The sequence below is a fragment of the Roseovarius sp. genome (assembly GCF_040219995.1).
Taxonomy (GTDB): Bacteria; Pseudomonadota; Alphaproteobacteria; order Rhodobacterales; family Rhodobacteraceae; genus Roseovarius.
Genome location: NZ_JAVJUC010000014.1, coordinates 1 through 20,940, shown reverse-complemented (window position 1 = coordinate 20,940; position 20,940 = coordinate 1). Strand labels below are relative to the sequence as shown.

The window sequence follows — 20,940 nt, the reverse complement described above, 5'->3', positions numbered from 1 at the left end:
ATTTACCCGGCTTATACCGCTGCCGTGTCCGGCAGTTTGCCGCGTGCCTGCATCTCGTCGCGGATGAGTTCAATGAAGGCTCGCGCGGGCAGCGACAACTCTGCCCCGGCCTTCACGATCAGGGCTGTGTCATAACGGATCTCGGGGGCGAAGGGCCGCCAGATGACCCCGTCCTGCGGTGGCAGGCAGCCATTCAGCGCATCCACGATGGCGACCCCCGCACCCTCGGCCACCATCCTGCGGACGACGGCAAAGAAGAAGCCATGCACCGGCGCGCGCAAATCCACCCCGGCCTCGGCGCTGACCGCCCGCAGTTGGCGATCCACCTGGTTGCTGTCCTGAATGCCGATCAGCCGGTGCTGAGCGAGATCGGCAGGCGTGATCTGCGCCTTGGCTTCGAGTTCCGATCCTGCGGGGAAAATGCAGACGCAAGGCAAAGAAAACTGCTCGGCCACCAGCGATGGCGCGGCGACCGGAGCCTCGACAAGACCGATGTCGCATTGCCCGTTGCCGACCAGATAGGAAATCTGGTGCGAACTGCGCACGCTCAGGTCGATCTCGACCAGCGGGTTGCCCGCCGTGTAGCGCGCCACCAACCCCGGCATCAGCCCGAAGGCCGCCGCGCCAATGGCCCCCACGCGCAGCAACCCGGTGCCACCCTGCTTGATCAGTCGCGCCCGGTTGGAAAACTGCTCGACCGCGAGGATCGACAGTTCCGCATCCATATGCAGCAGATAGGCTTCGGGGCGTGGGGCGAAATGCCCCTTGGAGCGGTGGAACAGCGGAAAGCCAAGCATATCCTCCAGCCGCGACAGCGCGATACTGATGGCCGGTTGCGTCAGATACAGCCTGTCCGCCGCCTTGGAGACGGAGCCCTCTTCCATGACGGCATGGAAAACCTCGAGGTGGCGCAGCTTCAGGTGCATACCGCCGTTATAAGCAAATCGGAATAAGCGGCCAGACAAATTACTATTTCGTTAACCAAAACCTGAACGCGACCCGCCTGACCCGCAATCCTCGAGGATCATCTCTGCGCCCTTTTCACCGACCATGATCGCCGGGGCATTGGTGTTGCCCGATGTCAGCGTCGGAAAGATCGAGGCATCGACCACGCGCAGCCCGCCGATCCCATGCACCCGCAGGCGCGCATCGACGACGTCGTGCCGCGCATCGGGGCCCATCCGGCAGGTGCTGACCGGATGAAACACGGTTCCGGCCCGGTTCCTGACATCGGCAATCAGGTCGTCTTCGCTGCGCACATGCGGGCCGGGCAAGAGTTCGGCCTCGATCAGCCGGGCCAGCGCCGGGGCTTCGGCAAAGCGCCGCATCAGCCGCGCACCTTCGAGCATTTCCTGAATGTCGATATCGGTGGCAAGGTAATTGGGATGGATCGCCGGGGCCTCTGACGGGTCGGCCGAGCGGATTTCCAGATGGCCCCGGCTGGTCGGTCGGGTCGGCTGCACGCCCAGCAGGAACCCCGGAAACGGATCGGGATTCATCAGCGGGCGCTTGCCCGGCGGGGCCTTGGTATAGCTGACCGGCGAAAAGAAAAGCTGCATGTTCGGATGCGCGAGCCCCGGGCGCGACCGCACGAAGCCACCCGCCTGATTGACCCCGAGCGAGAGCGGCCCGCGCCGCGTCAGAACATAGCGCAGCCCGTGCCAGAGCTTGCCATACCACGGGTAAAGCTGGGTGTTCAGGGTTGGCACCCGTGAGCGGTAGAGATAGTCGAGGCCGAGATGGTCCTGCAAGTTCCGCCCCACCCCCTCAAGCGCGTGGACCACCTCGACCCCCTTCGCGGCCAGCAGCGCAGCGGGGCCGATGCCCGACAGTTGCAGCAGTTGCGGCGAGTTGATGGCCCCCGCCGAGACGATCACCTCGTGCCGGGCACGGGCCTCAACGACCTGACCGTTCTGCCGGTATCGCAGCCCGACCGCCTGCTTGCCGTCGAACAGCACGCGCTCAGCCAGCGCATGCGTCTCGATCCGCAGATTGGTGCGATGCCGCGCCGGACGCAGATAGGCGCGCGCGGTCGACATACGCATCCCACCCTTCGCCGTATTCTGATAGGTGCCCACGCCCTCCTGCCCGGCGCCGTTGAAATCAAAGTTGTGCGGGAACTGAAGCTCTTTTCCGGCGGCAATGAAGTCGTGGCAGAGCGGGTGCAGGTCGCGGTTCATGGTGGCGACATGCATCGGCCCGCTGTCGCCGCGAAAGGCATCGCCGCCACGATCATTGGTCTCGGACTTGCGGAAATGGGGCAGCACGTCCGCCCACCCCCAGCCGGGATTGCCCATCGCCTTCCACTCGTCGAAATCGCGCGCCTGTCCGCGGATATAGACCATCGCGTTGATCGAGCTTGATCCGCCCAGAACCTTGCCGCGCGGCCAGTAGGACACCCGCCCGTTCAGCGCCGCCTCGGGCTCGGTGTGGTACATCCAGTTGACCGAAGGTTTGTAGAAGGTCTTGCCATAGCCGATCGGCATCCAGATCCAGAAATTGAGATCGCTGCCACCCGCCTCGAGCAGCAGCACGCTGAACCGGCCGCTCGCACTTAGCCGGTTGGCCAGAACGCATCCCGCCGATCCTGCGCCCACGACGATGAAATCGTATTCGGTCTTTGCGGGCTCAGGCCCCCTTGCGCCGGACATTTAGCCAGCGGAGTCCGCGCTGAGGACGAAGAGTTTGCGCATATGCTCGTGGATCAGCCACTCGCCGGTCCAGCCCTGCGGCAGCACCAGAAGGTCCCCCGGCCCGATGTCGCGGCGGCCGCTACCGTCGGCGTTGGTGACCGTGGCCCGCCCGGACAGGATATGGCAGTACTCCCCCGCAGCAGACCTGTCGGCGGTGAACCGTCCCGGCGTGCATTCCCAGACACCGATCCTGGTCCGGCCGTCCTCCGAGGTCCACAGCACGCTTGACGCCTCGGTCTGGCCGTTGGTCAGGGTGGTCGGCTTGTCGGCGAAGGCCCCCAGCGGAACGGAGGCGAGATCGGCAAAGGTCTGCAGGTCAATCATGGTCGGACTTTCTGGGTGCAGGGGGGCCGCGTCAGGGCGCATTCAGTCTTTCGGTCGCGTTGGCTCTTTTTGCTGGCCAAAGAGCTGCGCCAGCACCATCATCCCCGTGGTCACAAGGATCATGATGGTCGAGATCGACGCGATCGTCGGGTCGATCTGGTCGCGCAGAGCGTTGAACATGTTGCGCGTCAGCGTCGGATTGTCACCCCCCGAGATGAACCTCGCCACGACCACCTCGTCGAAGGAGGTCAGAAAGGCCAGCAGCGCGCTGGTGACAACGGCAAAGCGGATCTGCGGCAGGGTCACGGTCAGGAATGCCTTCCAGCGTGGCGCACCAAGGCTGCGCGCGGCTGCCTCCTGGCTCATGTCATAGCCTTTCAGCGCCGATCCGGTGACGATCACCACCAGCGGCAGGGCCAGCACCGTATGCGCCAGCACCAGCCCGGTCAGCGTGTAAAGGATCTGTAGCTGCACGTAGGCATAGAAGGCGCCGATCGCGACCAGCACCAGCGGCACCATCATCGGCGTGATCATCAGCACAAAGGCCGCGCGGACAAAGCGCACCTTCGAGCAATGCAACCCGTAGGCCGCCAGCACGCCGATGGGCGTGGCGAGCAGCATGGTCAGGATGGCCGCCTTGAACGAGGTCCGCGTCGCCAGCATCCATTCGGGTGATCCGAAATAGTGATCGTACCAGCGCATCGACCAGGTTTCGGGCGGAAACTCCAGATACTGGCTGTCGGAGAAGGACATCGGGATCACGATCAGGGTCGGGGTGACCAGCAGGATCATGATAATGACCGCAAGCACGTAGAGCCACAGCCGCTGGCCGTGGGTGATCTGGGTTTCGGTCGCGGGCGTGCGGAACCAGCGCAGCATCAGTGCCCTCCCCCGGTCATCTTTTCAAGGTTCAGGAACCGCGATGCGATCCAGAGGATCGCCACGGTCGACACCAGCAGCACCACCCCCAGCGCGCTGGCCGCCCCCCAGTTCACGAAGAGTTCGATATTCGAGACGAGCTTCATCGACACCATGATGACCTTGCCACCGCCCAGCACCGCCGGGGTGACGAAAAAGCCAAGGCACAGGATGAACACCATCAGCGACCCGGCAAAGAGGCCCGGCAAGGTTAGCGGAAAGAACACCGTCCAGAAGGCGTGCCGCGGACTTGCACCCAGATTGGCGGCCGCCTTCATCAGGTCACGGTCGATGGCCCGCATCGCGCCATAGACCGGCAGGATCAGAAAGGGCAGCATGATATGCACCATGCCGATCAGCGTGCCGGTCATGTTGTGGACCATCTTGATCGGCTCGTCCCACAGCCCCAGTGACATCGCCCATTCATTCACCAGCCCGCGTTTCTGCAACAGCACCAGCCATGCATAGGTGCGCACCAGCAGCGAGGTCCAGAACGGCAACAGCACGGTGATCAGGCACAGGTTGGCGATCCGGTTGGGCAGGCCCGAGATGAAATAGGCCAGCGGATAGCCGATCAGGATGCACAGGCCCGTGGTCAGGAAACTGACCTCGAAGGTGGTCTGGAAAATCCGCGCATAGGATTTGCGCTTGAGCATCCGCTCGTAGTTCTCCAGCGAAAACGTGCCATCGGCCCCGATGAACGAGACATAGAACAGCCAGCCCACCGGGATGACCAGAATGATCAGGATCAGCAGGATTGCCGGTGAGCCGAGGCCAAACAGCTTGAGCCGTTCCAGCCATTCATCGCGTCTCAGGCCCGCCTCATTTGTCCGGATCGCCTGCATCCTAGCGCTCGCTTCCGTCGATGAGGACGGTATCCTCGGGGGCCAGACACAGGGTCAGCGCGTCTCCGACCGATGGCAGGGACGTCACATTGGCCCCGCGCATCGCGCCGCGCAAAACCATCTGGCCACCGCTGGCCAGCGCCGCATGCAGCAGGTAGCTGTCGCCCTGATAGACCACGTCGGTCGCGGTGGCGGCAAAGTTGTTGGCCCCCTCGCGCGGCCCCTCGCGCGACAGCACGACACGTTCGGGGCGCACCATCAGCGACAGGGTGTCGGTGTCGGGTGCGGGAATATCGTGCAGCAAGGGCTGTCCGTCGAACAGGATCGTCTGACCCTGACGAGACACCGGCAGGAAGGTGGATTCACCGATGAAATCGGCCACGAACCGGTTGGCGGGACGTTCATAGAGGTCGCGCGGCGTCGCCAGTTGCATGATCCGTCCGTGATTCACCACGGCGATCCGGTCGGACATGGTCAGCGCCTCGCGCTGGTCATGGGTGACATAGACCGTGGTCATCCCCAGTTTTTCGTGCAGGTGGCGTAATTCGATCTGCATCTGGTCGCGCAGTTTCTTGTCCAGCGCCGATAGCGGCTCGTCCATCAGCAGGATGCGCGGCTCGAACACGATGGCACGGGCCACCGCGACACGCTGGCGCTGCCCCCCCGAAAGCTGATCGATGCGCCGGTCGCCAAAGCCGCCCAATTGCACAGTGTCCAGCGCGCCCTCGACGCGGGCGGCGATGTCGGGTTTGGAGACCTTGCGCAGTTTCAGCGGGTAGCCGACATTGCCCGCGACCGTCATATGAGGAAAGAGCGCGTAGCTTTGAAAGGTCATGCCCACGTCGCGCAGATGCGGCGGGGTGCGGATCACCTCGCGCTCGCCGAATTTCAGGCTGCCGCAATCGGGCCGGGTAAAGCCCGCAAGCACCATCAAAAGCGTCGTCTTGCCTGACCCAGAGGGCCCCAGCAACGTCAGGAACTCACCGCTTTCGACCTCGAGCGACACATCGTTCAACGCGTGGACGGCACCATAGGTCTTGGTGACATTCCGGATCGAGATCGGCAACGCTTCGGAGTTTCGGGACGTCAAGGCAAACCCTCGCAATCTTGGTTCAGGAAACCAGCGGGCGCCGGAGCGCCCGCCGTTGGGAGTCTTCGGCGTGACCGTCTTACTCGGTCAGCATTTCCTGGTACATCTCGGCGGCGATGGTTTCCCATTCGGCATACCAGTCCAGCGAGATCGGCAACTGCATCGCCGCGTTATCCGGCGACGAGGGCAGGCCCGCCGCCACCTCGGCAGTGATCTCTCCGGTGTCATAGGCTGCCTTGTTGGTCGGGCCATAGGTGATGTATTTCGGCAGGTCGTCCTGATACTCGGCCTTGGAAATCTCGGCGAGGAATTCCATCGCCGTATCCTTGTTGGGTGCGCCTTTGGGGATGCCAAAGCAATCGTAATCCAGCAGCGCCTGATTGAAGGAATAGGCCACCTTGCCGCCATCCGCCCTGGCATTGTCGAACCGGCCATTCCAGCCGGTGGCCATGTCGACCTCGCCGTCCTTCATCAACTGTGCGTGCTGCGCGCCCGAGGACCAGAAGACCGAGATATTCGGCTTGAGTTCGCGGATCTTGTCGATCGCACGCTCGATGCCCTCTTCACTGTCGAGCACGTCATAGACATCCTCGGGGGCCACACCATCGGCCATCAGCGCAGGTTCCAGCGCCCCGGCCACGCTGCCGCGATAGGCGCGGCTGCCCGGGAACTTCTCGACATCCCAGAAATCCGCCCAGCTTTGCGGCCCGTCCTCGCCGTAGGTATTGGTGTTCCAGGCATAGACGGTCGAGAACACGTCACCGCCCACACAGTAATCGCTGTAAAGCGAGGGATAGAAGGTCGAGACGTCGATCACGCCGTAATCCAGTTTCTCCAGCAGCCCCTCGGCCGCCGCGCGCGCCGCCGAGCCAGAGCCGCTGGCCACGATATCGAGCGTCACCTGCCCGGTCTGCACCTGAAGCCGCACATCCGACATGCCGCCATAGGTTTCCTGCTTGACCTCGATGCCGGTATTGGCGGCGGCGGGTTCGAACAGCGCCTTGCTCTGCGCCTCCTGGTAGGAACCGCCCCAGGATGCGATGGTCACGCTCTTGTCCGCTGCCATCGCCGTGGTCGCCATCAGCGCGGCTGTGAGTGTCAGGATTGATTTCGTTCTCATCTCGTTTTCTCCCTTTTTTCTATCTCTATGGTTTTTCTGGCCTTGCCGATTGCGTGCGTGGCACGGGGCGGGCAAAGCGCCGCCTTGTCTTCCATCCGCCGCGATAGTGCTGGCACGACCAGAGCAAATGAAATTTCGATTTCTTAACCTTGGTTTCGATCCGTTAATACCGGTGCAAACGCGGCGCTTCGCGCCCTGCCCGGGCCGTCAACTCATGCGTATTGCCTTTCGAAACTGTCGTTGATCCTTCCAGCGATACCAGGCCACCGCCGCCGGCAGAAACCACGGCTTGCCCTGATAGAGCGGGCGCGTCGGAAAGGGCAGACCGTCAAAGGCGGTAACGCCCTCGCGCAGGCCCAGCACCTTCTGCCCGGCCCGCATGCCCAGATAGGGGGCCATCGACACGCCAGAGCCGCAATACCCCATCGCGTAATGCACACCGTCATGCACGCCGGTATGGGCCAGTTCATCGAAACTATAGGCGACCGTCCCGCTCCAGGCATGCGACAGCCCGACGCCCTCAAGCTCGGGGAAGATGCGGCACATGTCCTGCCGCAGCCGCGCGGCACCGGCCAGCGGCGTCGTCTCGGAGGCCGATACCCGCCCGCCGAACAGCACCCGTTTACGGTCGGGCGAGGCCCGGTAGTAATAGACCACCTTGCAGGTGTCACTGGCGATGCGATCGCCGGGAAAGAGCGTGTCGATCGTCGCCTCGGGCAATTCCTCGGTGGCGATGATATAGCTGCCGATGGGGATCACCCGGCGTTGCAGCCAGGGCGTCAGCCCGGTGGTATATCCGTTGGTGGCGACGATCACATCACGGGCCTCGACCGCGCCCTTGGCGGTCTCCACCCGAAAACCCGACGCCGTTCGGGCGATCCGTGTCACCCGGCACTGGCCGACCACCTGCACCCCCGCGCCAAGGGCAAGGCGCAGCAATTCAGGGTGAAACTTGCCCGGATGAACCGAGCAATGCGCCGAAAACACGACGCCACCGAAATAAGCATCTGTGCCCAGTTGGCTACGCTGTTCGTGGCGCGGCACGGCAAAGCTTTCGATGCCTTCCTCGCGGCGCAGCACTTCGGCGTCGCGTGCAAGGGTTTCGTAATGCTGCGGCGTATGCGCGGCATGAAACCGCCCGACCCGGCGAAAATCACAGTCCAGCCCTTCGCCAGTGATAAAATCGCCAACCCATTTCAGCGCATTGGCGCCTTCCGCACGGATACCCCGCGCGCGCTCGGCACCGAACCTGGCGGTCAGCCTTGCCAGAGAGGGCTTGACGCTCGTGCTGATCTGCCCGCCGTTGCGGCTGCTGCATCCATAGCCCGGATCCTCGGCATCCAGCACAAGCGTCGAGCGCCCGCCGCGCGCCGTCGTGATCGCGGCACTCAACCCGGTATAGCCCGCACCGACGACCAGAACATCGACCGTCTTCGGCATGTCCGCCGCGAGCGTCGGAGCAGGGCCAATCTGATCGTGCCAATATGGGCTTTGCCTGATATCTGACAGTTGCATGCGTTTGAACTCGGCGCTCCTTTCGCCCCGGCGGGACATCCCCGGTCCGTAGGCTCCGGGTGGAACGCTAGGCCAAGATTGGCCCGCGCTTCATATCCAATATGACAAAACTTTTCAGACCAATTCGGCGTTGCCGCCTAGCGCAGAACCGGCAGGTCGCGCAGAACGCCGATGCCGCGCGCGATATCCTCAGGCGTGGTACAGCCAAATCCAAAGACCAGCCCGGTTTGCGGGATCGGTGACAGGCAGTAGCGGCCCAACGGAGCAAGGGTCACCCCCTGCGCCGCCGCCTGTGCCACCACCTCGGCTTCGGTCACGCGCCCGTCAAAGAATGCAGGGGTATGAAAGCCGCTGGTCGTCTCTTGCAGGCGAATGGTGTCGGGCAAGCTGCGCGCGGCCTCCTGCAGGGCCTCATAGCGCGCCTTGTAAAGCTGGCGCATCAGGCGGATATGCGTCGCGAAATGACCCTCGTCCATGAACTCCGCAACAATCGCCTGCGTCGCGGTCGACGGCCCGCTGGCCCATGTGTCGAACATCCGCTCGAAGGCCTCGACCATGCGCTCGGGCACCAGGGCGAACCCCAGACGCAGAGACGGAAACAGCGATTTGGAGAAGGTGCCGACATAGATCACCCGCCCGGTCGCATCGATGCTGCGCAGCGCGGGGCGCGGCGTATTGCCGTAATAGAATTCGCCGTCGTAATCGTCCTCGATGATCAACGCCTGCGCCTGTTCCGCCGCCTGCAACAGCTCCAGCCTGCGGGGCAATGACATGACATGCCCAAGCGGTTGCTGATGCGATGGCGTCACAAAGGCCAATCGAAAATGCGGCGCCTTGGCCAACCCGTCTGAGACGACCATGCCCTGATCGTCGACATCCACCGGGACCAGTTCGGCGCCTTCTGACAGAAACGCGTTGCGCGCCCCCGAGGCACCGGGGTTCTCCATCCAGACCTGATCACCGGGATTGAGCAACAGCCGCCCGATCAGCGAAAAGGCATGTTGCGCGCCGGAGGTGATGAACACCTGCTCCGGGTGACATTTGATACCCTTGAGCGCACCGAGATGCGTGGCGATCGCCCGTCGAAGGGCCTCGAGCCCCTTGGGCTGACCGTAGCCCATCACATCGCTGCGCTCGCCCCGCAGATGCCGCGCCGACAACCGCGCCCAATGGGCCATCGGAAAGGCGTCGAGCGCAGGCAGCGCGGTCACGAACGCACGCGGTTTGTGCGGCAGCCACGCGCGTTGCGCATAGCTGTTCTGGGCCTGGCTGATGACGTGGGACACCCGCGGTTTCTGCCCGCCGGCGTCCGCCCCCTGTCGGGGCGCGGCGGTCAGCGTCTGACTGTCCAGCGTCTCGCTGACAAAGGTCCCGGCCCCGATGCGCGACACCAGCATGCCTTCGGCGACCAGCCGGTCTATGGCGTCGATGACCGTGGTGCGCGACACGCCGATCTCCTTGGCAAGGGTCCGGGTCGCGGGCAACCGATCCCCCGCCCTCAGCGCCCCCGACAGGATCATGTCGCGCAACGCCATATAGAGCTGGACGCTGACGCTGCGCCGCAGCGACCGATCAAGCCGGATCGAAGATAACAAGGCGCCAGCAGCATGTTTCACGGTCGCCTCCCGTCAATTGGTCTGGGGAAAATGTGGAAATGGATATATCTGGCATTCCGTTTTTTCGCCAGCGTTTTCAGGACCTGCCCGTCTCGGTCGGCAAAATTCGGTGAAGCCACATGAAACTCGTCAAACTTGAAACTTTTTCCAACGAATTCGTCTGTTTCGTCCGGGCGACCGCCGAAGACGGGGCACAGGGCTGGGGGCAAGTCGCCCCCTACTGCGCCGATATCACCGCGCAGGTGCTGCACCGTCAGGTCGCGCCACATGTGTTCGGGCTTGAATGCGATGCCATCGACGCGATGCTCGACCTCGTGCGCGACCGCGAGCACAAGTTCCCCGGCGCCTACCTGCGCCGCGCCATGGGTGGGGTCGACACGGCGCTTTGGGACATGCGCGGGCGGCGCGAGGGCAAGCCGGTCTGCGCCCTGATCGGCGGCACTCCGGGCCGGGTCCGGGCCTACGGCTCGTCGATGAAACGCGATATCACACCCAGGGACGAGGCCGCGCGCCTGCTGCGGCTGCGCGACGAACAGGGCTTCGACGCCTTCAAGTTCCGCATCGGCGCAGAGGTCGGGCGCGACCGGGACGAATGGCCGGGTCGCACCGAAGAGATCGTGCCCACCATGCGCCGCGCCATGGGCGACGACGTTGCACTGCTGGTCGATGCCAATTCCTGTTACTCCCCCGCCCGCGCCATCGAGGTCGGGCGGATGCTGCAGGATAACGGCATTTCGCACTATGAGGAGCCCTGCCCCTATTGGGAATTCGCGCAAACCAAGGAAGTGACCGACGCGCTCGGGATCGACATCACCGGCGGCGAGCAGGATTGCATGATGGAACGCTGGCAGACCATGATCGGCGACCGCGTCGTCGATGTGATCCAGCCCGATATCTGCTATCTGGGCGGCCTGTCGCGCACCCTGCGCGTGGCCCGCATGGCCGAGACCGCAGGGCTGCCGGTGACACCGCACGCGGCCAACCTGTCGATGGTGACGCTGTTCACCATGCACCTGCTGCGGGCGATCCCGAATGCCGGGAAGTATCTCGAATTTTCAATCGAGGGTCTGGATTACTATCCTTGGCAGCAGGGTCTCTTCACCTCCGACCCCTACCGGATCGAGGACGGCCACGCCACGGTGACCGACGCCCCCGGCTGGGGTGTGGAGGTCAGCCCCGATTGGCTGGCACAGGCGCAATACTGGGCAACCGAGGCGGAGTGACGGCACAGGATTCACGCGACACCCGGGAGTGCAATCCGGGCGGTCCGGATTCCCCAAGTTCCGGATTTCTCGCCAACGCATGATCGCGCACCGGGCGTTTCACCTTGAACCCGGTCGCGCGGTCTGTATCGTCTCCGCCATGACCAACATGACTGCACCATGAAGATCGCCGCGTCTCAGAAAGAGCGGTACTTGCGGGCCTGCCCGCTGTTCGATGGGCTGGAACCCGAGGTGATCACCCGCATGGCCACGCGGGCGCGCAGCGTATCGCTCGCCAAGGGCGAGGCGCTCTTTCACGAGGGCGATCCGTCGGACGGGCTCTACGTGCTGTGCAGCGGGCTGGTTCAGGTCAGCATTGCCGATGCAGACGGCAACACGCTCGTGCTGGCACTGCCAGAACGCGGGGCACCGCTGGGCGAAATGACCCTCGTGACCCCCGACCCCCGCTCCGCCACGGTCTCGGCTCTGGAGGACAGCACGCTTCTGCATATCAAGACGGTGACCATGGTCGCGCTTCTGGCAGAGGAACCGGCGCTCGCGCGGCATCTCATCGCCTTTCTGTCGCGGCGCCTGCGGCAATCGAATGACAGCCTGCACCGGTTTGCCTTTGACAACCTGCAACGCCGGCTCTTGCAAAAGCTGACGGAACTTGGCCTGCAGCACGGCGACCTGCGCCCCGAAGGTCTGAGTCTGGGGCGCAAATTTTCGCAAACCGCGCTGGCCGAAATGTTGGGTGTGACCCGCGAAGCCGTCAACAAGCAATTGAAATTGCTGCAGGATCAAGGGGACATTGCAATCGAGACCGGCGTCATTCGCCTGTGCCACCCCGCCGAAATCATAAAAAACTCGCCCAACCTGTGAAGCGGATCACAGCAGCGTGAGCGCGCCCGTCGCATAGTGGGTTCAGGAAATCGGGGTTTACCCCTTCGGCGGGCAGGTGGCGATCAAGAGTTGGTCCCGATCGACACCGGATCAGCGCAGTGAGTGCATGTTGATCAACGCCCGGACCGCATCGTCGAGACTCCCGTGCGGTGCGGGCATCCGGAGGGGCTGGGTAGTGAGTGGCCCTCTTGCACCGGTTTCCGAGGGTGGCGTGCAGTTTTTTCCGTCACCTGTCCTCTTGATTGTAAGCAGTCATTTTTATGACCAACTGATGCCCTCGATCGAACCGAAGACCGTGTCCAAGCGTGTTGCAGGTTCGGTCGGGGGCTTTTCCCTGCCGGATCAGCCCCGGATCGCCAGAACCGCGAGCACACCCAGATAGGTCATCTGATGCGCCATCTGATCAAGCCCCAAAAGATGCCAGAATTCCCGGTCGTCAGGCCCGATGTCGCGCGCCGCACCAAAGCGCAGCTTGACCCAGTCGATATGGTAATGAACCAGCCCTTCCGCGATCAGCAAGCCCGCGACTGTCCCGCTCCAACCGCCTGTCACGAATATCAGGATCGGCAGCGACAAAAGCACATGCAGCCCCGCATGCGCCATGCCGCCCGGATGGCCATACCGCGCCTTGCCGGCAATCATCCAGCCGTTTTGCCATTGGAAATCCGCCAGATAGTGCTTGATCTGAAAGAGCGCGAGCGCGATCAGGGCCAGTGTGACGCTCATGCCACGGCACCGACATGGCCCATCAGGTCCAAAACGTGCAGCGCGATAATCTGTAACATGGTGGCACTCGTGGCGAATGAATGGGCTTATGAAAGGCGTTCGATCAACCCCGCCATGGTGGAAAACCCCGCGCCACATTGCAAGAATTTTTAATCTCCGGATGACCGAAGGGCCGGGCGGGACACGTCCCCCCGGCCCCCTTGGCCTTGCCTGCGGCGAGCGTTCAGGCTGTCAGCATGCGATAGATTTCATCCTTGAGCACCGCGCGCTGTTTGCGCATTTCGACCTCGGTCAGTTCTTCCACCGGAGAGACGAGGGTCTCGGCCCGGTGAACGCGGCGGTTGATCTCGTGATATTCCTCTGCCAGCCGGGCGAAATGCGCATCGGACTGCTTCATCTCGCTGATCTTCTCGGCCAGATCGGGAAATTCCTCGTGCAGTTCATGGGGGGTATGGGACATCGCGCTTGCTCCTTTTCGATCACTCGACCCAAACCCTAGAAGCCGCTTGCGATGCGGGCCTTGATCCGGATCAAGAAACCACCCGGCGTGGTCAGTCTTTTCGGATTGCCAGCACGGCACGCCCTGGCCCGTCGGCCGGCACTAGCGTTTTGCGCGCCGCCAGCCCGCCGCGCGGGCCATGGCCTCGTCGCAGAACCAGCGCTCGCCGGTCTCGGGCCGGATCACGGTGCGCGCATAATCCGCCTGCCCCGGCATGTGGTAGATGCGCCGCCCCTTGGAATTGACGTTGCCCTTGATCGGGCAATCGGCATTCGGCGCGGCATTCTGCTGCGCGCGCTCCTCGCGCACCGTGCGGCGATGATCCTCGGGGCGGGCCATCAGATGCCCGTGCAAGCCGCGCCCGGCCACGACCGCCCCCTTTTCATCGAGGTCATAGGCCATCGAATACTTGCGATAGGCCAGCGCCAGTCCGCCGCTCACCAGCATCCGCCCGACATCCTGCCCTGCCACCATACAGGTGGCCACGGTGCGGCCATAGCGGTCGGTCTCCACCCTTTCGCAGCGCGCCTCACGCGTGGCGATCCGCGCGCGCAGTTGATCGGCCACCCAGGTGCCGCAATCCCAGGTCGCGCCGTCCGGATTGGTGCAGATCTGCCCCAGTTCCGGCGCGTCGATGCCGTGCAGCCGCACCCGCGTCGCGCCCACATCAAGCGTGTCGCCATCCACCACGCGCACGGGCCCGCCAAACCCCTGCGCCAAGGACGCCGCAGGGAACAGACTAAGAACGATGAGTAAAGAAATCCTTAACATGCCCCCTTATGGGCGCAGGTCCCGGCACCTTTCAATACGAAAGGTGAACAAAAGGTTAACGCACGCTCAGCGCTGCGCGGTTCGCCACTCGGGATGCAGCCAGGGCTCCGCGTTGTCGGGCGGCAGGCGGCGGCCCAGCACGGCATCGGCGATCTTTTCGCCCGCCATGATCGAGGGCGCGTTGAGATTGCCGTTGGTGATGCGCGGGAAGATGCTCGAATCGGCCACGCGCAGCCCTTCGACCCCGATCACCCGGCCTTTTGGATCGACCACCGCATCCGGATCATCCGCGCGCCCCATCTTGCAGGTGCCGCAGGGATGATAGGCGCTCTCGGCATGCTCGCGGATGAAATCGTCGAGGTCCGCGTCGCTCTGCACCGCCGCGCCCGGCTGGATTTCATGCTTGGCATAGGGCGCGAACGCCTCCTGCTCGAATATCTCGCGCGTCAGCCGGATACAGCGCCGGAAATCGACCCAATCGCTGTCCTCGCTCATATAGTTGAAGCGGATAACGGGCGCGTCGGCGGGGTCATTGCTGCGCAGGGTCACCGCGCCGCGCGACACGCTGCGCATCGGCCCAACATGCGCCTGAAACCCGTGCCCCTCGGCTGCCGCCTTGCCGTCATACCGCACCGCAATGGGCAGGAAATGGAACTGGATATCGGGGTAGTCGACGCCCGGAGCGGAGCGGATGAACCCGCAGCTTTCAAACTGGTTCGACGCCCCCGGCCCGCGTTTGCCCAACAGCCATTGCAGCCCGACCCAGCCCTTGCCGAAGAGATTCCAATATTTGTAGAGGCTGACCGGCTGGCTTGCGGCCATCTGGATGTAAAGCTCCAGATGATCCTGCAAATTCGCGCCCACGCCGGGGCGGTCGGCCAGCACCTCGATGCCGTGCTCCGCCAGATGCGCGGCAGGCCCGACCCCCGAGAGCATCAGAAGCTTCGGCGAGTTGATCGACGAGGCCGCAAGGATCACCTCGGCGCGCGCGCGCACCACCTCGGTCCGCCCGCCGCGCCGCACCTCGACGCCGGTCGCGCGGCCCTCTTCGATCACCACGCGCTGCACCAGCCCGCGCAGCAAATCGCAGTTCTCGCGCTTGAGCGCGGGGCGCAGATAGGCATTGGCCGCCGACCAGCGCTGGCCTTTATAGACTGTCATTTCGAAGGGGCCGAACCCCTCCTGCTTTTTGCCATTGTAGTCGTCGGTGCGCTCATAGCCCGCCTGCACCCCCGCCTCGACAAAGGCGCGCACCAGCGGGTTGTCGCGCTTGCCCCGGCTGACATGCAGCGGGCCGTCAGTGCCACGCCAATCGGCATCGCCGCCATGGCCGCTGTCGTCCCAGTTCTCCATCCGCTTGAAATAGGGCAGCACATCGGCATAGCCCCAGCCGTGGCAGCCCTGATCGCGCCAATGGTCATAATCATGGGCATGGCCGCGCACATAGACCATGCCGTTGATCGAAGACGACCCGCCGATCACCTTGCCGCGCGGACAGGCCAGCCGCCGCCCGTTCAGATGCGGCTCGGGCTCGGTCTGGTAGCCCCAGTCATAGCGCTTCATGTTCATCGGGTAGCTGAGCGCGCCGGGCATCTGGATGAAGGGGCCCGCATCGGTGCCGCCATGCTCGATCACCAGCACGGATTTGCCCGCCTCGGCCAGACGGTAGGCCATGGCGCAGCCCGCGCTGCCCGCGCCGACGATGACGTAATCGGCCTCCATCAGCGGTGCCCTTCGTGGCCCGGGTGGGGATTTGAGTATTTATGGCAAGATGAAGCCATCATTCGCCCCTTGGAAAGCGCTGGTTCTCTTCCACGACATTGAGGTCCATGTGGTTGCGCATGTAGCGCTCGGACGCCTGCTGCAGCGGCTGGTAATCCCACGGGTAATAGCCGCCCTGACGCAGCGCCTCGTAGACCACCCAGCGGCGGGCCTGGCTCTCGCGGACCTGGGCATCGAAGGCATCAAGATCCCACCGCGCCTCGGCCTTGGCCTGCAATTGCGCCAGCGTCCCGGCATGGGCGGGATCTTGGGCGAGGTTGGTCAGCTCATGCGGGTCGGCCTCAAGATCGAAGAGCTGATCGGGGTCGAGCGCGCAGCGATTGTATTTCCAACGCCCGTAGCGCAGCGAGACGAGCGGCGCGTAGGACGCCTCGGCGGCGTATTCCATCGCCACGGGGGCCTCGCGGGTTTCGCCCTGCCCGAGCGGCACGAGGCTTTGCCCTTCGGTCCAGGGCATCACCTCCGACATGTCGGCCCCCGCCAGATCGCAGAGCGTCGGGCAGACGTCGATATTGCTCACCGGGTCGGCCACAAGGCCCGGTGTCATGTCCGGCGCGCTGATCATCAGCGGCACCCGCGCCGAGCCCTCGTAGAACGACATCTTGAACCACAACCCGCGCTCGCCCAGCATGTCGCCGTGATCCGACACGAAGAGGATCACCGCCTCCTGCCGCGTGGCGTCCAGCGCCGCCATAACCTCGCCGATCTTGTCGTCGAGATAGGAGATATTGGCGAAATAGGCCCGGCGGGAGCGGCGGATATCCTCTTGCGAGATGTCGAAAGCCCGCCAGTCATTGGCGTCAAAGATGCGCTTGGAATGCGCGTCGTGGTCCTCGTAATTCATCGCCGGAACCTCGGGCAGCAGGTGCTCGCAACCCTCATAGAGATCCCAATACTTGCGCCGCGCCACGTAGGGATCATGCGGGTGGGTAAAGCTGACCGTCAGGCACCAGGGCCGCGCGTCATGGCCGCGCGCCAGGTCATAGACCTTCTGCACGCCGTGAAAGGCCACCTCGTCATCATATTCCATCTGGTTGGAAATCTCGGCCACGCCGCTGCCCGTCACCGAGCCGAGATTGTGATACCACCAGTCGATCCGCTCGCCCGGTTTGCGGTAATCCGGCGTCCAGCCGAAATCGGCGGGGTAGATATCGGTGGTCAGCCGCTGCTCGAAGCCGTGCAGCTGATCGGGGCCGACGAAATGCATCTTTCCGCTCAGGCAGGTCTGATAGCCCGCGCGGCGCAGGTGGTGCGCATAGGTCGGAATATCCGCCGAGAACTCGGCGGCATTGTCATAGACGCGGCTGCGCGACGGCAGCAGGCCGGACATGAAACTCGCCCGCCCCGGCGCGCAGAGCGGGCTGGCCGTATAGGCATTGGCAAAGCGCGTGGAGCGCGCCGCCAGCTTCTTGAGGTTCGGCGCGTGCAGCCAGTCGGCCGGACCGTCCGGAAACAGTGTGCCGTTGAGCTGATCGACCATGAAGATGAGGATATTGGGGCGGGTCATGTCGGCTCCTTGGGTTGCTGGAGAGAGGTGTCGAGATAGCGCAGCAGCACGTCGATGGCCGGTCCCGGCGCGGTTTCGCCCTCGCCGAGCGCCTGCCGGATATAGAGCCCGTCGATCATCGCCGCGAGGCCACGGGTCAGGGTCTGCGCCTCGGTCTGCGTGATCTGGCGAAACGCGTGATAGAGGTTCGAGCGCAACCGCCGCTGGTAGATATGCAAGAGCCGCCGGGCGTCGGGCGAGCGCTGCGCCTGCACGTAGAAATTGAGCCAGGCCGAGACCATCTCGGGGCGGAACTGCGCCGGGGTAAAGCTGGCGCGGATGATCGCCTCGACCCGCTCTCGCGGGGTCTTGGCCATGATCAGCGCGCCACGCACCTCGGCCCCGTAGAGCGTCAGGATATGGCGCATCGCGGCCACGAAAATCTGCTCCTTGGAGCCGAAATAGTGATGCGCCAGCGCCGAGGACATGCCCGCCCGCTTGGCGATCTGCGCCACGGTCACATCGAGCGAGCCGCGCGCGCCGATCTCGTGAATCGTCGCCTCGACCAGCGCGCTGCGCCTGATGGGCTCCATTCCGATCTTGGGCATTCACCCCCTCCGCTTGCGTGCTTGCCTGACCGGCGTAATCGTGTTTAATTGACTCGTCAATCAAGAAAACAAGGGGACGCATCAACCGACAGGGACAGATAACGACGTTGTATTTCACTGCGCCGTCATATTAGCCTACTCTTATCGCAACTGACCGCCACGGCGCGTGGGGCCACCCCGGCCAACCGCCCGGAGAGCAAGGTCAGGATGAATAACTCGAAGGGAGACCACCAACATGACCATCCTCAATTCCAGCCGCATGAATCGTCGCGGATTCATGGCCACGACCGCCGGTGCGGCACTTGTCGCGGGCCTGCCGCTGAGCGCGCGCGCCCAGCCCAAGCGCGGCGGCCACCTGCGCGCCGCCATCGGCCACGGCCAGACCACGGACACGCTGAACCCCGGCACTTATGAGAACAGCTTCACCACGTCGCTGTCCTACGCCATTCACGGACACCTCACCGAGGTTGCACAAGACGGCTCGCTCAAGCCAGAACTGGCCGAAAGCTGGGAAGCCTCGCCCGATGCTAAGGTCTGGCGCGTCAAAATCCGCAAGGGTGTCACATTCCATTCCGGCAAATCGCTTGAACTTGCGGATGTGGTCAACTCGATCAACTTCCACCGGGGCGAGGACAGCACCTCCGCCGCCGGGCCGATCGTCGCACCGATCGTCGACATCACCACCGAGGGCGACGACACGGTGGTGTTCACCCTCGACGGCGGCAATGCCGACTTTCCCTTCATCCTCGCGGATTACCACCTGTGCATCTGCCCCGCCGATGGCGACAGCATCGACTGGCGCTCGGGCGATGGCTGCGGCAGTTACAAGCTGATCGAGTTCAACCCCGGTGTCTCCTACCGCGTGGAGCGGCACGAGAACCACTGGCGCGATGACGTGGCGTGGTTCGACAGTGCCGAGATCATTGCCATCGTCGATCAGAACGCCCGTACAACCGCACTGGTTTCGGGCGACGTGCAGGTGGCCGACCGGCTCGACCTCAAGACCGTGGGCCTGCTGGCGCGCCGCCCTGACATCCAGATCAACGCGGTCGCGGGCACGCAGCATTACACCTTCGCGATGGACACCCGCGAGGCCCCCTATAACGACAACAATGTTCGTCAGGCCCTGAAATACGGTGTGAACCGGCAGGAACTGGTGGACAAGATCCTGTTTGGCTACGGCTCGATCGGCAACGACCATCCGATCGGTCAGGGCCAACGCTTCTACAATTCCGAGTTGGAGCAGAAAGCCTACGACCCCGACAAGGCGAAATGGCATCTCAAGCAGGCTGGCCTCGACAGCGTCGATGTCACCCTGTCCGCCGCCGACGCGGCCTTTGTGGGCGCGGTGGATGCCGCTGTGCTTTACCAGAGTTCCGCTGCGGAGGCGGGGATCAACCTCACCCCGTCACGAGAGCCGAATGACGGCTATTGGTCGGACGTGTGGATGAAAAAGGACTTCGTTTCGGTCTACTGGTCGGGCCGCGTCGTCGAGGATCAGATGTTCTCGACCGCGTATAAATGCGGCGCGTCGTGGAATGACAGTTTCTGGTGCAACGACCGCTTTGATGAGCTTATGGTCAAGGCGCGCTCGGAGCTCGACGAAGCAAAGCGGCGCGAGATGTATTACGAGATGCAGGCGCTGGTCTCGAACGAAGGTGGGGTCATCATCCCGATGTTCGCCAACTGGGTGTTCGGAAATTCGACCAAGGTCGCCCATACCGAAGAGATGAGTTCCAACTGGGATGTGGACGGCATGCGCTTTGTCGAGCGCTGGTGGATGGCCTGACCCTGACCGCCTGAGAGACATGCCGGGGCCCGGGGGATCATCCTCCGGGCCCTTGGCCAAGCGGGCCACGCGCCCGCACCACCGATAACGGGAGAGACATGATGACCCTCAAGACCACCCTTTCCGCCCTTGCCCTCGCCAGTGCCGCAGGCCCCGCGCTTGCCAATTGCGAAAGCGTCACCTTCTCCGACGTGGGCTGGACCGACATCACCGCCACCACCGCCGCGACCACCGTGGTGCTGGAGGCTCTGGGATACGAGACCGAAACCAAGGTGCTCTCGGTGCCGGTCACCTACACCTCGCTCGCGGCTGGCGATATCGACGTGTTCCTGGGCAACTGGATGCCCACGATGGAGGGCGATATCGCCCCCTACCGCGAGGACGGCACCGTCGATACCGTGCGCGCCAACCTCGAAGGCGCCAAATACACGCTCGCCACCAATGCCGCCGGGGCCGACCTCGGCATCACCTCCTTCGGCACCATCGCCGAGCATGGCGAGGCGCTCGACAGCACCATCTACGGCATCGAGCCGGGCAATGACGGCAACCGCCTGATCCTCGACATGATCGAGGCAGACGCCTTTGGCCTTGCGGATTTCGAGGTCAAGGAAAGCTCCGAGCAGGGCATGCTGGCACAGGTCAGCCGCGCCGACCGCCGCGAGGAGCCGATCGTCTTCCTCGGCTGGGAGCCGCACCCGATGAACGCCAATCACGACATGACCTACCTGACCGGCGGCGACGACTGGTTCGGCCCCGATCTGGGCGGTGCCACGGTCTATACCAACACCCGCGCGGGCTATGTCGAGGAATGCCCGAACGTCGGCAAGCTGCTGGGCAATCTCGAATTCACGCTGGCCATGGAAAACGAGATCATGGGCGCGATCCTCAATGACGGAACCGACCCGGAAGAGGCGGCAAGCGCCTGGCTCAAGACCAACCCGGACGCGATCACGCCCTGGCTCGACGGCGTCACGACCCAAGATGGCGGCGACGCGATGGCGGCGGTCAAAACCGCCCTCGACATGTAACGCACCTCCCCGCGCCGCCCGGCCC

Annotated in this window: 19 protein-coding genes; 4 read left to right on the top strand and 15 right to left on the bottom strand. The window is 63.9% G+C overall.

The genetic code is table 11. The features are described from left to right. Nucleotides 1-11: 11 nt before the first annotated feature. The 9 genes from RID11_RS04250 to pdxR all read right to left on the bottom strand — a co-directional run bounded on the left by RID11_RS04250 (nt 12) and on the right by pdxR (nt 10,121). Nucleotides 12-926, bottom strand: a complete 915-nt coding sequence (locus RID11_RS04250; RefSeq protein ID WP_350136193.1) for a LysR family transcriptional regulator — start codon at nt 924-926, stop codon at nt 12-14. A gap of 51 nt (nt 927-977) precedes the next feature. After that, nucleotides 978-2,651: a GMC family oxidoreductase gene (locus RID11_RS04245; protein ID WP_350136192.1), complete on the bottom strand. Its 1,674-nt coding sequence runs from the start codon at nt 2,649-2,651 to the stop codon at nt 978-980. Beyond that, a complete protein-coding gene (locus RID11_RS04240) occupies nt 2,652-3,017 on the bottom strand; it encodes a cupin domain-containing protein (protein ID WP_350136191.1) in 366 nt (121 codons plus the stop codon). It lies immediately after the preceding gene. Nucleotides 3,018-3,059: 42 nt separating this feature from the next. Further along, nucleotides 3,060-3,896, bottom strand: a complete 837-nt coding sequence (locus RID11_RS04235; protein ID WP_350136190.1) for an ABC transporter permease — start codon at nt 3,894-3,896, stop codon at nt 3,060-3,062. Then, entirely contained in the window at nt 3,896-4,780 is an 885-nt protein-coding gene (locus RID11_RS04230) for an ABC transporter permease (protein ID WP_350136189.1), read from the bottom strand. The genes RID11_RS04235 and RID11_RS04230 overlap by 1 nt, the downstream gene beginning before the upstream one ends. 1 nt (nt 4,781) lies before the next feature. Next, a complete protein-coding gene (locus tag RID11_RS04225; protein WP_350136188.1) occupies nt 4,782-5,870 on the bottom strand; it encodes an ABC transporter ATP-binding protein in 1,089 nt (362 codons plus the stop codon). Nucleotides 5,871-5,949: 79 nt separating this feature from the next. Further along, nucleotides 5,950-6,990 (bottom strand): ABC transporter substrate-binding protein, encoded by a 1,041-nt coding sequence (locus tag RID11_RS04220; RefSeq protein ID WP_350136187.1) that lies wholly within the window; start codon nt 6,988-6,990, stop codon nt 5,950-5,952. A gap of 207 nt (nt 6,991-7,197) precedes the next feature. Beyond that, nucleotides 7,198-8,430 carry an NAD(P)/FAD-dependent oxidoreductase gene (locus tag RID11_RS04215; protein ID WP_350136186.1) on the bottom strand — a complete coding sequence of 411 codons (1,233 nt, stop codon included), beginning with the start codon at nt 8,428-8,430 and terminating at the stop codon, nt 7,198-7,200. A 212-nt stretch (nt 8,431-8,642) separates the two neighbouring features. After that, entirely contained in the window at nt 8,643-10,121 is a 1,479-nt protein-coding gene (gene pdxR, locus RID11_RS04210) for a MocR-like pyridoxine biosynthesis transcription factor PdxR (RefSeq protein ID WP_350136185.1), read from the bottom strand. Between the two features lie 119 nt (nt 10,122-10,240). On the opposite strand from pdxR, the gene RID11_RS04205 reads away from it, so the two are divergent. Beyond that, entirely contained in the window at nt 10,241-11,344 is a 1,104-nt protein-coding gene (locus RID11_RS04205) for a mandelate racemase/muconate lactonizing enzyme family protein (RefSeq protein ID WP_350136184.1), read from the top strand. A 159-nt stretch (nt 11,345-11,503) separates the two neighbouring features. Then, nucleotides 11,504-12,205, top strand: a complete 702-nt coding sequence (locus RID11_RS04200) for a Crp/Fnr family transcriptional regulator (RefSeq protein ID WP_350136183.1) — start codon at nt 11,504-11,506, stop codon at nt 12,203-12,205. A 363-nt stretch (nt 12,206-12,568) separates the two neighbouring features. Here the strand turns inward: RID11_RS04200 and RID11_RS04195 are convergent, their stop codons facing one another. From RID11_RS04195 to betI, 6 genes are all read right to left on the bottom strand, one after another. Next, on the bottom strand, nt 12,569-12,952 hold the full coding sequence (locus RID11_RS04195) for a DUF3307 domain-containing protein (protein WP_350136182.1): 384 nt from the start codon (nt 12,950-12,952) through the stop codon (nt 12,569-12,571). Between the two features lie 223 nt (nt 12,953-13,175). Further along, nucleotides 13,176-13,412 carry an HP1242/YdcH family protein gene (locus RID11_RS04190; RefSeq protein WP_350136181.1) on the bottom strand — a complete coding sequence of 79 codons (237 nt, stop codon included), beginning with the start codon at nt 13,410-13,412 and terminating at the stop codon, nt 13,176-13,178. 141 nt (nt 13,413-13,553) lie between these two features. Next, the gene (locus RID11_RS04185) at nt 13,554-14,222 is read right to left on the bottom strand and encodes a thermonuclease family protein (RefSeq protein WP_350136180.1); all 669 of its coding nucleotides are present in this window, start codon (nt 14,220-14,222) and stop codon (nt 13,554-13,556) included. A 66-nt stretch (nt 14,223-14,288) separates the two neighbouring features. After that, the gene (gene betA, locus RID11_RS04180) at nt 14,289-15,944 is read right to left on the bottom strand and encodes a choline dehydrogenase (RefSeq protein WP_350136179.1); all 1,656 of its coding nucleotides are present in this window, start codon (nt 15,942-15,944) and stop codon (nt 14,289-14,291) included. Nucleotides 15,945-16,002: 58 nt separating this feature from the next. Next, a complete protein-coding gene (gene betC, locus RID11_RS04175; RefSeq protein ID WP_350136178.1) occupies nt 16,003-17,511 on the bottom strand; it encodes a choline-sulfatase in 1,509 nt (502 codons plus the stop codon). Continuing rightward, the gene (betI, locus tag RID11_RS04170; protein ID WP_350136177.1) at nt 17,508-18,098 is read right to left on the bottom strand and encodes a transcriptional regulator BetI; all 591 of its coding nucleotides are present in this window, start codon (nt 18,096-18,098) and stop codon (nt 17,508-17,510) included. The genes betC and betI overlap by 4 nt, the downstream gene beginning before the upstream one ends. 235 nt (nt 18,099-18,333) lie before the next feature. On the opposite strand from betI, the gene RID11_RS04165 reads away from it, so the two are divergent. Next, nucleotides 18,334-19,887, top strand: coding sequence for an ABC transporter substrate-binding protein (locus tag RID11_RS04165; RefSeq protein WP_350136176.1), 1,554 nt, complete (start codon nt 18,334-18,336; stop codon nt 19,885-19,887). A gap of 101 nt (nt 19,888-19,988) precedes the next feature. Further along, complete coding sequence (locus RID11_RS04160) at nt 19,989-20,915, top strand: choline ABC transporter substrate-binding protein (protein ID WP_350136175.1); 927 nt, start codon at nt 19,989-19,991, stop codon at nt 20,913-20,915. Nucleotides 20,916-20,940: the final 25 nt, after the last annotated feature.